The 14,106-nt window shown below is 59.1% G+C and carries 9 protein-coding genes; 6 read left to right on the top strand and 3 right to left on the bottom strand.

The annotated features are described in order from the left end of the window. The first annotated feature begins 91 nt into the window (after positions 1-91). Together KGB27_RS28530 and KGB27_RS28525 are read left to right on the top strand one after the other, a co-directional pair. The gene (locus KGB27_RS28530) at positions 92-4,948 is read left to right on the top strand and encodes a dermonecrotic toxin domain-containing protein (RefSeq protein ID WP_223557203.1); all 4,857 of its coding nucleotides are present in this window, start codon (positions 92-94) and stop codon (positions 4,946-4,948) included. Between the two features lie 97 nt (positions 4,949-5,045). After that, positions 5,046-6,047, top strand: coding sequence for a FecR family protein (locus tag KGB27_RS28525; RefSeq protein WP_223557202.1), 1,002 nt, complete (start codon positions 5,046-5,048; stop codon positions 6,045-6,047). 55 nt (positions 6,048-6,102) lie between these two features. On the opposite strand, the gene KGB27_RS28520 is transcribed toward KGB27_RS28525, so the two are convergent. After that, a complete protein-coding gene (locus KGB27_RS28520) occupies positions 6,103-8,451 on the bottom strand; it encodes an acylase (RefSeq protein WP_223557201.1) in 2,349 nt (782 codons plus the stop codon). Between the two features lie 309 nt (positions 8,452-8,760). Between KGB27_RS28520 and KGB27_RS28515 the strand changes: the two genes are divergently transcribed. Further along, the gene (locus KGB27_RS28515; RefSeq protein WP_008043684.1) at positions 8,761-9,132 is read left to right on the top strand and encodes a hypothetical protein; all 372 of its coding nucleotides are present in this window, start codon (positions 8,761-8,763) and stop codon (positions 9,130-9,132) included. A gap of 19 nt (positions 9,133-9,151) precedes the next feature. On the opposite strand, the gene KGB27_RS28510 is transcribed toward KGB27_RS28515, so the two are convergent. After that, positions 9,152-9,340: a hypothetical protein gene (locus KGB27_RS28510; protein ID WP_008024801.1), complete on the bottom strand. Its 189-nt coding sequence runs from the start codon at positions 9,338-9,340 to the stop codon at positions 9,152-9,154. A gap of 182 nt (positions 9,341-9,522) precedes the next feature. On the opposite strand from KGB27_RS28510, the gene KGB27_RS28505 reads away from it, so the two are divergent. Then, positions 9,523-9,663, top strand: a complete 141-nt coding sequence (locus KGB27_RS28505) for a hypothetical protein (protein WP_008024803.1) — start codon at positions 9,523-9,525, stop codon at positions 9,661-9,663. A 6-nt stretch (positions 9,664-9,669) separates the two neighbouring features. On the opposite strand, the gene KGB27_RS28500 is transcribed toward KGB27_RS28505, so the two are convergent. Further along, positions 9,670-10,596, bottom strand: coding sequence for a LysR family transcriptional regulator (locus tag KGB27_RS28500; RefSeq protein WP_207284394.1), 927 nt, complete (start codon positions 10,594-10,596; stop codon positions 9,670-9,672). A gap of 118 nt (positions 10,597-10,714) precedes the next feature. Between KGB27_RS28500 and KGB27_RS28495 the strand changes: the two genes are divergently transcribed. Both KGB27_RS28495 and KGB27_RS28490 read left to right on the top strand, forming a co-directional pair. After that, positions 10,715-11,710, top strand: a complete 996-nt coding sequence (locus tag KGB27_RS28495; RefSeq protein ID WP_223557200.1) for an aldo/keto reductase — start codon at positions 10,715-10,717, stop codon at positions 11,708-11,710. Between the two features lie 179 nt (positions 11,711-11,889). Then, positions 11,890-13,881, top strand: coding sequence for a methyl-accepting chemotaxis protein (locus KGB27_RS28490; protein ID WP_192416251.1), 1,992 nt, complete (start codon positions 11,890-11,892; stop codon positions 13,879-13,881). Positions 13,882-14,106: the final 225 nt, after the last annotated feature.

Raw genomic sequence — 14,106 nt, 5'->3', positions numbered from 1 at the left:
GTACCGCACCCCGCCTTTTCCCGCCCCCTATTGTTGCCCCTCGACCCAACGATCTGCGCTGAACACCGCCGCGGTCCATCGAGGAAATATCATGACGACACCTGCACTGCCGTATTTTTTTGACGAAGCCTTGTCTGCATCCACTGCCGCGCTACTTGGCGAACGGGAAACCGAGCTAGGCTTTACCCTGGACGATCTGGACTGGCTGAACACGGTTTATAAGCCGACCCAGGCAGCCCGCAAAGCCCATGAAAAACCGATGCAGGCCTTCCAGCTGCTGCTGTCTTTGCCCGGCAAGGCCGGCATTCCATTGGCCGGTGCCTTTGCCATGAGCCGGCCCAATAATGGCGCGGTCACGCTCTTCACACCGTGCAAAGGCCTGGTCAAATTCGCGGGCATGGCCGACCTCAAAAGCAAACTCAAAGAATGGTTGGCGCAGGCCACTGAAAAAAGTGAGCTGTTGCGCTTCCACTCCATCGAACAACGCCTGCCCTTGGCCGCCGCCGCTGCACTCGATATTTCCACTCAGGAAATCGAAGGCGCGGTATTCGAAGACCAGGAACTCACGCTCAAGCAACAGCAGGAACAAAACATCAAGGCGATGGCGGACGAGTTGGTCAAAATGCCCACCTTGCAATCAATGCTGTACGACCTCCTCAAGCACGCGTTGTCCAAGCCATTCCCCAAACTGGACCAGCGGCTGACGCGGCTGAACAGTTTTGTCAGTACGGGTTCTGCGTTTGATCAACGTGGAACGCCCCATGGGATTGCAACGATGTCACTGAGCGAGGCCCTCCTGCATTTTTACCTGACGAATCAGTGGCCGACGGGCGCCTCCAGGGTGTTTACCCATCCCGAGCACGCCACCAGCAGCAATGCAGATAACCAGACCTGGGAAAGCGCCGTAAAAAAAATCGCGCAAGGTTTTACGCCTCACCTGCACAGCCTGCTCGAGACGTTCTGGGACTCGCTCATGAGCAATGGCTTGTCGCGCCGGGCTTTTTTCACCGAGGGCCTGCAAGACACTTTTCACGCAAGGCTGTTAAACCAGCACCAGCAGGGCACTTTGACGACAGAGCAATACCTGCGACTGATGAATGTCAGCCTCCCCCCGGCCACGGTCGATCCCCTTCGCATCGAAAAAGTGCGGTTCACCGCCCCCTTCAAACAATTCGCAGAGCTTGCCTCGACCTTGATGATCGGCGGCGCGAACACGCTGGGTTTCCTGTACAGCCCGTCCCGCGGCATCGAGGCCACAAGCAACCTGCCAGCAGTGAAAAAAATCGCCCTGCAAATGCTCAACAGCGCAGAGCATGAAGACACGCTGCTCAAGTTCATGTCATTGAACGAACGCTGCACGTTTCTTGGACTGGTACTGAACGATCGGGTGATCGTCGGTGAACCCATCGTCGGCCCGGTGTTTGCAGGCGTGATGACTGACATCATTGATAAACAACGGCAAAACCTCAGCCATGCCTTGAGCCGTTACCGTGAAAGCGAAGGCACGCTGGACCCTCACGCCTTGCTCGACAATGCCCTGGACGTCCGGGCATTGATCGATCCCCGCTTGCTGCTGCCTGAAGCCGTGGGACGCTGGAGCACTCGACCGGACCATGGCGTGAATGCGCGGCCGGCCACCGTGCGCGCCGAGTCGGCCAAACAGGAGCTGTCGCTGCTGAGCTCGGTCGAACAGGCGCTTGATCAAGTCCTTGAAAAACACCCGGTCATTCCCACAACAACCCGCACGTTCGCCGCGGCGCAAAGCCTCGTCAGTTCATCATTGGCAGGTTTGAAATCGAGTTTTACCCACACACTGTCAACTGCACTGCGCAGTGAATTGAAGCTTCGCGCCGTCTCACGCACCCTGGGTGCGGCGGAACAGGCGATCATCAAAACCGTGCTCGATACGCCTACAAGCGCGGACCGAGCAGCATTGAACGGCTTTTTACCGGAGGTCTTTTCCCTGGCGTTGAAGGCCGGCACCGCGGCAACCCCACTGAAACTGGCCAGCTGTTTTGTCCTGACTGAACGGGGCGGCCTGGATCCGCTGCACTCGGGCAAGGCCATTCTGTGGACGCCGGCACTGGGATTTGAAGCCTTCAAGGCACTGACGCCGCTAAAGGAAGAGCTCGAACGACGCCTTAAAGACAAGAATCATCGTTCCATGCTGCTGGAAAACCTTGGCCGTAGCGAGCGATTGCCAGACAGGGCCTACACACTGGCGCCGCTGCAACAGGTCCATGGGCATTTTCTCGACAGTGTGCAAAGGCCCTTTGTTGATCTGGACCAGACCTTCGTCACCCGCGCGCTGACCACCCCGCTCTCCCCCGCGCCGCTGGCCAGTCTGCTGAACCTGGTGGCCCTGCGTGAGCCGATGACCGGGCTAAGTCGTGCGACCGACATCGCCCAGTCCCTGATCACCCAGCAAAAACTGCCGGCCTGGCTGGCCAAGGCGCCGATCAAAGACTTGATCCTGCATGGCGAACTGCTTCAGCAATACCTGAACAACGTCAAAGATGACGAGGATTACCTCACCGGCATCCGATCATTGAAGCAAACCACCCACCATGAACTGGAAAAACAACTCAAGGCCGACAATTTCACCATCAATCCGGACAAGGTCCAGGTCGAGATCAGCGCCAGCCCCTGGTCTGCGTCCAGCAAACAGACCCTGACCGATTTTGCGCTGGCTCACCTCAAGGATCTGGACACTGTCTCGCTCAAACTGACGTCGCTGGACACCACGGTCATTCCGGAGGGCATGGACGAACGCTACATCAAAGACCTGATGCACAAGCTGAAACCGGGTGAACATCAGCAGAAAATACTCAGCGCGGCCCTCGCAGACACCGAGGCAAACGCGATTCGCAGACAGCGTTTTTACACGCAACTGCCCTGGCAACTGATGCACCACGCCCACGTTGAAAAACTGCTGGAGCGCCTGAGCGAAACCGGGTTCGATCTGATCCGCCAGGTCATGGACATGCCAGACGCCATCGCCCGTGCAGCCGTCGATGGCGCCCACGCGATCATCCGGCCCCTGGAGTTCCTCGGTGTCAGGAGCGGACAAACCGTCAAAGTGCCAGGCGTCTATCTGATCTGTTCATCGGCCGACAGCACGGCGCCGCAGGTGCTTGTCGCCCCTCACAGTCCACGGCACGGGATCAAGGAATACCAAAGCGAAACCCAGCTGCTGGCAGAACTGAAGACGCGCGGCGCACTGCTCGACTGGGTGCTCATGAACCTGCCGCAACCTGAGCGGATCTTGCTCGAAACCCGAATGGCAACGCGCAGCAACCGGGCTACAAGAGCCGCACCTGTGGCCACGGGCAATGCCGATACCGACGTCAAGCTGGCGTCCAACCCGATCAAGGGGCACCTGTTCGGGCACTTATTCCATGACAATGCCGCGTTGTTGGGCCGGTTGCTCGGTTGTCAGTCCGATAACCAAAAGCAGAGTGCATGGGCAACCATCAAACATGTTCTGGGCGAGGACCTGCACGAGGCGTATTCATTTTTCATGGGCAAGCTCGCCTACCCTGTCACGGTGTACCACAGCTACCTTGACATCAAACAATCCGCCGAAGACCTGCAGACGCACAAATGGGGCGCGGCCATCAGAGAATTCATCAGCGGCATTGCTCAACTCGCTTCGTTGCGCCAATCGCTGGACACTCACGCACCGCCGACTTCCACGCCAGCCGAACCGCCACCGGAAAAAACCGATGCCCGCTGCAAATGGCAGGACATCAAGGTGACCGCCCCCGAGCGCACAGGCTTGAAGCGTCATGAAAGCCTCCACATCGACCTGGGTTCGCTCAAGCCCGACTCAACGCCCGGGCTCTACGCGCACCCGACGACCAAGCAACTTTACGGGCCGGTGGAAGGCAAAGTGTTTCCGGTGACCAAACGCGGCACCCACTGGCGCATCGCCGACACAAAGACGCTTGGCCCTTATCTACGGCAAAACGAATCGAAACAATGGGTGCTCGACCGAGATACACCGACGCCGCAATTCGGCCTTATCCGTCGGCTCGATGCTTTGTACGCGGCTTGGGAGGGCATGAACATCGACGCCCAGGGAATGCCGAAGATACGACGGGTTTTCCCGCAAAAGGCTCGTCAGATCGACGAAGCGCTGGACCAGGCAACGACCTATGCCTGGAACAGCTTTCGTAACCTGCAATTGCTGAAGACATCCGACGACAAAGCCACTCCCGTGCATCAACTCATCAAGCGTTTCATTGATGTGCCAGAGGTGTTGCCCGCGCATGTCGAGAAACTGGAAAAGGCCGTGGGAGACATGTTTACCGCCTTGCTGGACCCAACACTCAGAAAGACCAACTCCAATCGGTTTGTTGTCGGCAAGGTAGTCGAAGGCGCAGACAGTACATTCGGTTTTATCATTCCCATCGATGCACAGAAAAAAATCTATCTGGCAGAAAAATTCTTCTATCCCGGTTTCGACAACTACCGTAAACATCTTTCCGACACGGCCTTCCCGATCGACACGCATGCCCGGGCGGTGACCCTTCTGCATGAGCTTTCGCATATTGCGTGTAAAACCGAGGACATTGCTTATCTGGACCCTGTCAGACCCTTCGCCGAGCTGATCGGCACAGCCAGCGGGACCGCCACTGATCTCAAGAATGCACTGACCACCCTTCAGGACACCGCACTGTCGCTCAAGACTCCTTACACACAATTGTTCATGACCCAGGATCCCGACACCGGCGAGTGGGAAGACCCGGGAAGTTCAACTTTTGAAAATACCGATCGGGTAAAAACGCATATCCTTTCGTTGACCGGTGCAGACAACCTGAGCGGTGCTCGCGAGACCTTCAAAAGGAACTCACTGACCCGGCTGGCGGTACAACTTGGAAATGCCGACAGCGTGGCCTGGTTAATCAGTCATCTCGGCCGCGAGTTACACGTCAATACACCTTGAGTCCAGAAAATAAACAGCCGTTTGATGGGTAAATGCCATGACGGCTGTTCTCGCAGACTGCCCTCAAGGTTAGAATGCAGGAAATCAGGATGAGTCAATGACCGACACCCCTCTCTCGCAAGCCCAATATGACGCCATCACCGATGCCGCTGCGCACTGGTGCATGCGTTTGCACGCTACCGACTGCACGGCCGAGGAACGGCAGGCATTCAAACAGTGGCTTGACGCTGATCCACTGCATGCGTTCGAGTACGAGGCCATGCTGGAGATTTGGGATGTCGCGGGAGATTTGCCTCGTCCCGAAGCCGTCATGCCCGTCGCTCGCCTCCAACCCACAACGCCTTGGCGCACGTTCGGCATCGCTGCCGCCGTGTGCGCCCTGGCGTTGCCGCTGGCGGCTTTTAGCGGGTGGAGCCTGGGCTGGATTCCCAACTCGTACCAGCATTTCGAAGCCAGCAATACGGTCCGCCAGGTCACATTGAGCGATGGCAGCCAGGTCGAACTGAACCTTGGCACCGAGCTGACTTACAGCAATTACAAGGATCAGCGTCGCGTCAGCCTGGAAAAAGGCGAAGCTTTCTTCAGAGTCAGCCACGACGCAAACCACCCGTTTATCGTTCGGGCGGCGGAAGGCAGAATCCGGGTCACCGGCACCCAGTTCAATGTCTGGATGTACGAGGATCAGGTGCGCGTCAACCTGATCGAAGGTTCGGTTCTGGTCAGCAGCAACAATGACCTGCCAGGTGATGGCCTGCGGCTTGAGCCATCGATGCAGGCGCGCTACAAACACGGCGACTTCACGCCGCAAATCAGCCAGACCTACGCCAACGACAGCTCGCTGGCCTGGCGTCACGGCAAACTGGTGCTCGATAACCTGGCGTTGTCCGAAGCCCTGCCATTGATCAATCGCTACCTGAACACCCCGGTGATGGTCGCCGACAGCAGCACCGGCTCAATCCGCCTCGGTGGCATCTACAACATCAAGGAACTCAACAGCCTTGTGGCGACGCTGCCCAAGGTGTTGCCGGTCTACCTGACCCGCAACAAGGAAGGCAATCCGGTCCTCAATTCCATGCCGCAGCAACCGCCTAAAAGCTGAAGGCCGCAACCCTCGCGGGGTGCGGCCTTCTTTCTGAACGCAAACTCTGTTCGATTTACTGTTTGGCCACCTTCGCGGCTTTTTCATCCTGCTCGCGTATTGTCTGTGTCTGGTACTGCGGGTCCGAAGTGATCTGCTGTTCGGTGAACGGCAACACACTCAACTGTTTCTTCGAGAAGGCCAACGTCTGGTCATTGGCGTGCTTTGAGGCCGGGTCGCTGGACAACGAAAACGCCAACAGCCCTTTGGCCTGCGGTCCCTTGTCGTCGAACGTCACCACTTGCAAATAGCTGGTGCCACTGACCACTTCACGTTTGCCGTCGGTTCTCGGCACGCTCTGAATCGCGTTATACACGCCCAGGGTGCCCGGTCCGCCGTGAATCGGCGTCTGCTGGCCACCGCTGCTGACCACCTGGATATCGCCCCAGCGGCTGTTCGTCTTGAGCCCCGATGTGTTGACCGATTCCACCGACGCCAGCATCGCCTCGCGCACAGCCTTGGCAACTTCCACCCGCTCGACCGCCAGGCCGCGAGGCGTGTGTTGCGGGTCTTTCGGATCAAACACCACACGCCAGACATCGGGCGCTTCCTGCAGCGCATCCATGACATTCTGAAAATGTACAAACCCCACGCCGCTGTCCAGATTCGCGCTGCGGTCCCAGGCTTTCAGACTGGCACACAGCGGCGTGAGCGTCGGCGCGTCGGCGCCCAGGTCTTCAGCGCAGAATTTCAACAAATCAGGCATCACTTGAGTCGCCTGGTACACCTGATCGTCCATCACCATCTGTTGCAGATCGGTCGCGGCAATCGGGCCAGTCTTGTTCAGTGTGGCCAGGCGATCCAGGGCAAAACGTGAGCGCAGGCCCAACGGCTGGCTGTCCTGGCTGATCAGTGGCGAGAAACCGGTGAGCGGTTGTGCCGGGTTGGCCATCCACGCCGAATCGTTGGAGTGCTGCACAAAGTCCTTGCGCAGCAACTGCGGTAATGTGTCCGAGGCATAAATGCCTTTTTGCGCCGCCGCCGGGTCGATGTCCCAGGCACAAGCGCTGTTGGAACCGTCGAGCACGATCATCTGCAACCCGGCCCGTGGATCGCTGCACGCGGCCAGTTTGTCGGCGCTGACGTTCGGCACCACCGACAGGTTCATGTACAGCGTCTGCCCCTGATCGTCCGCCGCCAGGGTGTTGACCCACGGGATGCCCTGGATCTTGTGAACCGATGCCTGCAATTCCTTGAGGCTGACCGCACGATTCATCGCGTACCACTGCTGCAACACCCGGTCGTTATCGAGGTTGGCATCGCGCAGGCTGTAGGCGAACTGGTTATCCCAGTCCAGTTTTCCCGGCCATTGCACGATCGGGCCGAATTGCGAGCTGTAGACCACGCGAGAGACCGACCGGGTCTGGCCGTCAGGCTGTTTCACCTTCACGGTCACGGTCTGCTGCTTCATCGGCTGCGACTTGCCGTCGAGCAAATAGCGGGTCGGGTCCTTCGGATCGAGTTGCAGGCGATACAGGGTGAAATGCTTGGACGAGTCCACGGTGTGGGTCCAGGCCAGGTGTTGGTTGAAGCCGATGTTGATCATCGGCAGGCCGGGCAGCGCGGCGCCCATCACATCGAGTTTACCGGGGATGGTCAGGTGCATCTGATAGAAACGCATCCCGCCGACCCACGGAAAATGCGGATTGGCCAACAACATGCCACGGCCGTTGAAGGAGCGTTCACTGCCCACCGCGACTGCGTTGCTGCCGCGATCCAGCGCGAAGCGTTGAATGCGCGCAGTGGCTAGCTGGAACTGCGCCGAGGCCTGCGTATTCTGCGCGACCGCTTTGGGCGGCGTGGCACCGGCCAGCGCTTCGGCAAACTGCCCGACGCCGCCTTCGACCAACAGGCGCCGCGTCAACTTGACCAGGTCCTGCGCGGTGATGTCCCGCACCCATTCGCCCTGGCATTGCTGCGGCAAACCTTGCGCGCGACGTTCCGCCAGCGAGCGGTTGTAACCGGCCACATACCCTTCAATGAGTTCGCGGACTTCCGGGGTCTGCGCCTGCCAGAACGCAGCGACCGCTTGCGGCGTATTCAACCAGTTGAAAAACACGTCGCTGACCTGATTTTCGCGCTCTTCGACCGTGAACTGCTCCGGGCCGAAATAACGTGAACGCTCGCCGTTCACCGTGGTGATCTCATTGGCCAGCAGGCACAGATTGTCCTGCGCGTACGCGTAGCCGATGCCGTAGCCGAGGCCACGTTCGTTGTCGGCACGAATGTGCGGCACGCCGAAGCTGGTCCGGCGGATATCGGCCGTCGCCGAAGCATCCGGCTGGCTGCGCGCGTGTGCCGCAAGACTCAAGCCCACCAACACGGCGGCAAGGCTCAATCGGGTTAACTGCCTGGTAATAATCACACTCGCTCCTGATGCCTTTATCCTGTAGGAGCGAGCCTGCTCGCGATGGACGTCAGGTCGGCGCGTTCATCCAGGAATGACGCGCAATCGTTAACGTCCATCGCGAGCAGCCTCGCTCCTACAGGAACGAAATCCATGACAAAAATTTAGGCCGCTGGAGGGCGTTTCTGCGGGGGTTTACAAGCTTCTGACGTGATGGCAACAAAATTTCTACATCTGATCCTTCATGATTTGGGTGGCTCGTACGTCTTATTGAGTAAGAGCACCCAACACATCTTTCCGGTTCAGGCTCTGAAAAGGAGATATTGCATGTACAACTCGCAACTGCCAACGGACGGTAGCGCTGCGCCAATGGGCACTTCCATGGGCTCGGGCCTGTTCAATCCGCGTACTGAACGACACAGCAACGAACGGATCCGGGTACTGCTCAAGAGCTTCGGCCTGCGCACCAGCCTGATCCGCCTGAAAGTCATCGACGCCTTGCTGACCGCCGCCGAAAGCGATCGCAGCCTGGGTGTGCGCGGCGTCCACAGTCACCTGCTGGACCTGGATATTCCGCTGTCCTTTCTCAGTGTGCGCGAAGTGTTGAAACGCTTGTGCAGCGAAGGCGTGATCACCCTGAACCCGGACAAAAGCTACAGCTTGCACCCGCAGGCGTTCGCCGCATTGCACGGCGAATAACCTGCCCGTGGTGCGTCGCTCAGGGCTTGACCTTGCGACGCATCACGCCATTGATCACCACCACGATCACCGCCACGCCAATAGCGATGTACTGGAACAGTTTTTCGCTGATGACCCCGGCATTCTGCAAATACGAAAGGCCAAACATGATCCCCAGCACCACCAGGGAGATCAGAATCGAGTATTTCAAACGTTGCGACTGGGTCATTGCCCTTTTCCTTAAACAAAAAGCTAAAACGTAAGGCGAACCCGAAAATGTATCGGGTTTGTATCCGAATGCATGCCAAGCCACTACCGTTTTCCGGGGATGGGGCGCTGCAAACGGGGTCTCATGTTACAGCCGATGAAGCCTTTTGGCTGCATAGCGGCGATAACCATGAGGATTTTGAAATGTTCCGTCGAATCACACTGCTGATTCCCCTGCTGGCCATACTTTCCCTGAGCGGCTGCATTATTTTCCCCCACGGCGGATGGCACGGCGGCCACCATTACGACGGCCGTGGCGGACCGGGTTACTACCAACACCGTTAGGATTTTTCAGCGGCCTGAATGTTCTTTGACAAAGCCATTTCCCGGCTGCGCGCAAAGCTCAACCATCCAGTCGACAAACACCCGTACCCGCCGCGACAGCTGACGGTGAGGAGGATAGAGCGCCGCCAACGGCATCCCCGGTGGCGGCACTTCCCTCAGCACCTCGACCAGATTGCCCTCCTTCAATTGCCTGGCTACGTGATAGTACGGGGTCTGGACCAATCCATACCCCGCCTCACACGCCGCCAGATAACCGTCGGCACTGTTGACCGCCACATGTTTGGACAGATTGATCGGTTGAATCTGACCATCGACCACAAACTCCAGTCCAAAACGTTTGCCGCTGTGACTGGAAACGTACTCCACCATTTCATGCCCCTCCAGATCGGCCAGGCACTGCGGCGTCCCGTGGCGTTGCAGATAACCGGGGCTGGCGCAGGTGACCTGATCCAGCATGACCAGCGGCCGCGCCACTAGAGAGTCGTCCAGTGACGAGCCGCCCCGGAGCACGCAATCGACGCCCTCGCGAATCAGGTCCACCGGCCGGTCATTCAAACCGATTTCCAGCTCGATCAAGGGATAACGGGCCGTGAACTGCGGCAAGGCCGGGATCACGATCAGGCGCCCCACCCCTGCGGGCATGTCCACGCGCAACAAACCCTTGGGGTTTTGACGCGCGGCGGAGAACACCGCTTCGGTTTCCTCCAGATCCGCCAGCAAACGCACGCAACGCGGGTAATACGCTGCCCCGTCGAGCGTCAGGCTGATCTGCCGCGTGGTGCGTTGCAGCAACTGCACGCCCAGATGCGCCTCCAGCTGTTTGATCAGAATGGTCACCGAGGCGCGGGGCAATTGCAGGCTGTCTGCCGCTTTGGCAAAGCCTCCCAGCTCGACGATCCGGGTGAATACGCGCATGGCGTTGAATCGATCCATTGTGCAGTCGTACCGGCTGATTATTTAGAAATTACTAATAGTGATAGCAGTTTTAGCTGGTTTATCTGGATTCTGTCGAGGTTAACAATGGGATTCACATTCACAGGGAGCTGATTTCATGCAAACACGTCAATTGGGTAAAAACGGTCCGCAGGTCAGCGCGATCGGTCTGGGCTGCATGGGCATGACTGATTTCTACACCACCGGCACGGACACCCGGGAAGCCACGGCCACCCTGCATCGTGCGCTGGAACTGGGCATCAACCTGCTCGACACCGCCGACATGTACGGCCCGCACACCAACGAAGAACTGATCGGCAAAGCCATCGCCGGCAAGCGTGATCAAGTGTTTCTGGCAAGCAAGTTCGGCATCGTCCGCGATCCGGCGAACCCGTCCGCCCGAGGGGTCGACGGACGCCCGGAATACATCCGCTCCTCTATCGACGGCACCCTCAAACGGCTCGGCGTCGAAACCCTCGACTTGTACTACCAGCACCGCATCGACCCGCAAGTGGCCATCGAGGAAACCGTCGGCGCCATGGCCGAACTGGTCAAGGCCGGCAAGGTGCGTTACCTGGGCTTGAGCGAAGCCTCGGCCGCAACGCTGGAGCGGGCGCACCAGGTTCATCCGATCAGCGCGCTGCAAAGCGAGTATTCGTTATGGAGCCGGGATCAGGAAGACAACGGCTGCCTGGCCGCGTGCCAGCGACTGGGCATTGCCTTTGTCCCTTACAGCCCGCTGGGTCGGGGCTTTCTGACGGGCGCACTGAAAAGCCCGGACGATTTTGCGGCGGACGACTACCGTCGGTTCAGCCCGCGTTTTCAGGGTGACAACTTCGCGAAAAACCTGCTGCTGGTGCGGCAAGTGCAGGACCTGGCGGCGGAAAAAGGCGTGACGGCGGGTCAACTCGCGTTGGCGTGGGTGCTGGCCCAGGGTGATTACGTGATCCCGATCCCCGGGACCAAACAGCGTAAATACCTGGAAGAAAACGTGGCAGCGCTGGAAATCAAACTTGGCCGCGAAGAGTTGCACGCGCTGGAAGCGATCTTCCCGGCGAATGCCACCGCCGGCTTGCGTTACCCGGAAGAAATCCTGAAGTTGCTCGACCGTTAACCTGCGTCCGGCCCGTTCAATTGCCTGAACGGGCCGGCGCAATCCCGCCGTCCGTCACCTCCCTCCGTTCTTGTACGATCGTACCTAAAGCTCAACTTGAGCCAGCCGATAGCCCTTTGAAGCGTCCAGTTTCATACCGATACCCACAATAAGATCGCTGCTCAAAAGGACCCGGCCCCATGCCCGCATTCCGCACTATTCAGGCTCGCTACACGCTTTTTCTGGTCCTGTTCATTCTGCTGCTGTCCATTCTCACCGTGGTTGGCATCAGCCAACTGGTCGCGCCAAAGCTGCGCCACACTGAAGAACAAGTCGCGCTCAATCGCATCGCCGAAGTCGCCGAGCAAATCCAGGGCGAACTGAACAAGGTTCAGGCGCAGCAGCGCAGCATCACCCAGACCATCCCCCTGCTCGACAGCGCCGCCATCGACACGGTCCTGCCGGGGCTGGTCGATCAGTACGGCGAACTGAAAGTCTTCGGTGGCGGCATCTGGCCCCTGCCCGGCCAGCGTGAAGCAGGGCGCAACAAGTTCAGCACGTTCTGGCATCGTGATGCCTCGGGCAAACTGGCGGTCAATACCTTCTGGAACAGCGACGCCGCGCCTAACTATTACGACCAGAGCTGGTACAAGGGCGGCATGCAAACCCCACGCGGGCAATGCGCCTGGGCAGCGGCCTATAAAGATGATGCCAGCGCCGAGCCGCGCACCAACTGCGCCATGGCGATCCAGAAAAACGGCGCCGCCTACGGCGTGTCGACCATCGACGTGACCCTGGGTTTCTTCAACGACCTGGTGGCGCGCAAGGAAAAAGACCTCGGTGCCGAAATGCTCATCGTCGAGGCCGACGGCAAGATCATCAGCAACAGCTCGCGCATCAGCGGACCGATCGTACTGAAGAACATCAGCGAACTGGCCGGCAACTCACCTTTCGCCAGCCAAGTGAAGGCCGGCCTGCAAAACCGTGATCAGGCGCAGCGCGTCGAGTTCGACAACAAAGGCGAAGCCAGCACCTTCTTCATGCGCCCTATCGAAGGCACGCCGTGGTTCCTCGCCACCGCCCTGCCGACCAAGCTGATCACCGCGCAGCGCGACGATGTGCTCAGCACACTGAGCCTGCTGCAAATCCCGATGGTGATCCTGCTGGTGCTGCTGCAAATCTATGCGATCCGCCAACTGATCCAGCGCATGAAAGCCCTGAAGGCCAATATCGACGCACTGTCCGCCGGTGACGCCGACCTGACCAAACGCATCACCATTCGTGCCGAAGACGAGCTGGGCGCCATTGGCCACTCGGTCAACGCGTTCATCGCTTACCTGCAAAACATGATCGGCGAAGTCACCCAGGCCACGGGCGCCATGGCGTCCAGCCTCGACAACCTGCAACGCACCTCTGCGCATACCAGCCAGATTCTGGTGCGCCACGCTTCGGAAACCGATCAGACCGTCACCGCCATAACCGAAATGAGCTCGACCGCCGAAAGCGTGGCGCAGAACGCGGCTGAAACCGCTGCGTTCACTCAGCGCGCCAACGAAAACGCCGACCGTTCACGGGTCGTGGTGGGTGAAGCGTCCAGCAGTGTGATTGCGTTGATCGACGAAGTGGCCAGCGCCACCCATAAAGTCGAAAGCATGCAGCAGGACGCCCAGCGCATCACCGAAATCCTCGGGGTAATCGGCGCCATCGCCGGCCAGACCAACCTGCTGGCCCTTAACGCGGCCATTGAAGCGGCACGTGCCGGTGAGCAAGGTCGCGGTTTTGCGGTGGTGGCCGACGAAGTCCGCGCCCTCGCCGCTCGCACCCAGGCCAGCACCTCGGAAATCAACGAGATGCTCACGCGCCTGACCCAAGGCGTCAGTTCGTCGGTCAGCGCCATGGAAAACACCCAGGCCAGCTGCCAGTCAGCGGCCGATGCCACGGCGCGGGTCAACACCGGGCTGGACGAAATGGCCGGTTCTGTCAGCCACATCAACAGCCTCAGCACCCAGATCGCCACGGCCGCCGAACAGCAAAGTGCGGTGACGGAGGAGATCAACCGCAGCATGGTGCAGATCCGCCACATGGTGGATGAACTGGTGAAAAGCGGTCAGGCCAGTGAGCTTAATACCCGGCAGTTGCTGGAAGCCAATAGCCGCGTGAGTGCGATTATGGGGAGGTTCAAAGTCCGCTGATTGGCTGTAAGGCTTTTGTGTGCATATCCATTGTTTTGGTGATGGCTGATATGGGTTTCGCCCTTACGGCGAGTCACTTGGAAAAGCCCCAAGTAACCAAGGGCTCTTGCCCCTTTCGTTCGGTGCCTCGCTGTGGCTCGGCATGCCCTCGCTCCGGTCCTGCTCCGTGGGCCCGCCGCCATCGGCCATCCATGGCCGGGGGCGGCTAACCCGGCATCCATGCCG

The organism is Pseudomonas sp. BF-R-01, assembly GCF_019946615.1.
Classification (GTDB): Bacteria; Pseudomonadota; Gammaproteobacteria; order Pseudomonadales; family Pseudomonadaceae; genus Aquipseudomonas; species Aquipseudomonas migulae.
The sequence above is the reverse complement of the archived record's forward strand: the minus strand, read 5'-3'. Positions and strand labels throughout refer to the sequence as shown.

What these genes read in the sequence shown, in the direction of transcription:
- KGB27_RS28490 (WP_192416251.1), top strand. Translation starts at nt 11,890, where the DNA reads ATGCCCGCATTCCGCACTATTCAGGCTCGCTACACGCTTTTTCTGGTC.
- KGB27_RS28510 (WP_008024801.1), bottom strand. Translation starts at nt 9,340, where the DNA reads ATGACCCAGTCGCAACGTTTGAAATACTCGATTCTGATCTCCCTGGTG.
- KGB27_RS28530 (WP_223557203.1), top strand. Translation starts at nt 92, where the DNA reads ATGACGACACCTGCACTGCCGTATTTTTTTGACGAAGCCTTGTCTGCA.
- KGB27_RS28525 (WP_223557202.1), top strand. Translation starts at nt 5,046, where the DNA reads ATGACCGACACCCCTCTCTCGCAAGCCCAATATGACGCCATCACCGAT.
- KGB27_RS28505 (WP_008024803.1), top strand. Translation starts at nt 9,523, where the DNA reads ATGTTCCGTCGAATCACACTGCTGATTCCCCTGCTGGCCATACTTTCC.
- KGB27_RS28500 (WP_207284394.1), bottom strand. Translation starts at nt 10,596, where the DNA reads ATGGATCGATTCAACGCCATGCGCGTATTCACCCGGATCGTCGAGCTG.
- KGB27_RS28515 (WP_008043684.1), top strand. Translation starts at nt 8,761, where the DNA reads ATGTACAACTCGCAACTGCCAACGGACGGTAGCGCTGCGCCAATGGGC.
- KGB27_RS28495 (WP_223557200.1), top strand. Translation starts at nt 10,715, where the DNA reads ATGCAAACACGTCAATTGGGTAAAAACGGTCCGCAGGTCAGCGCGATC.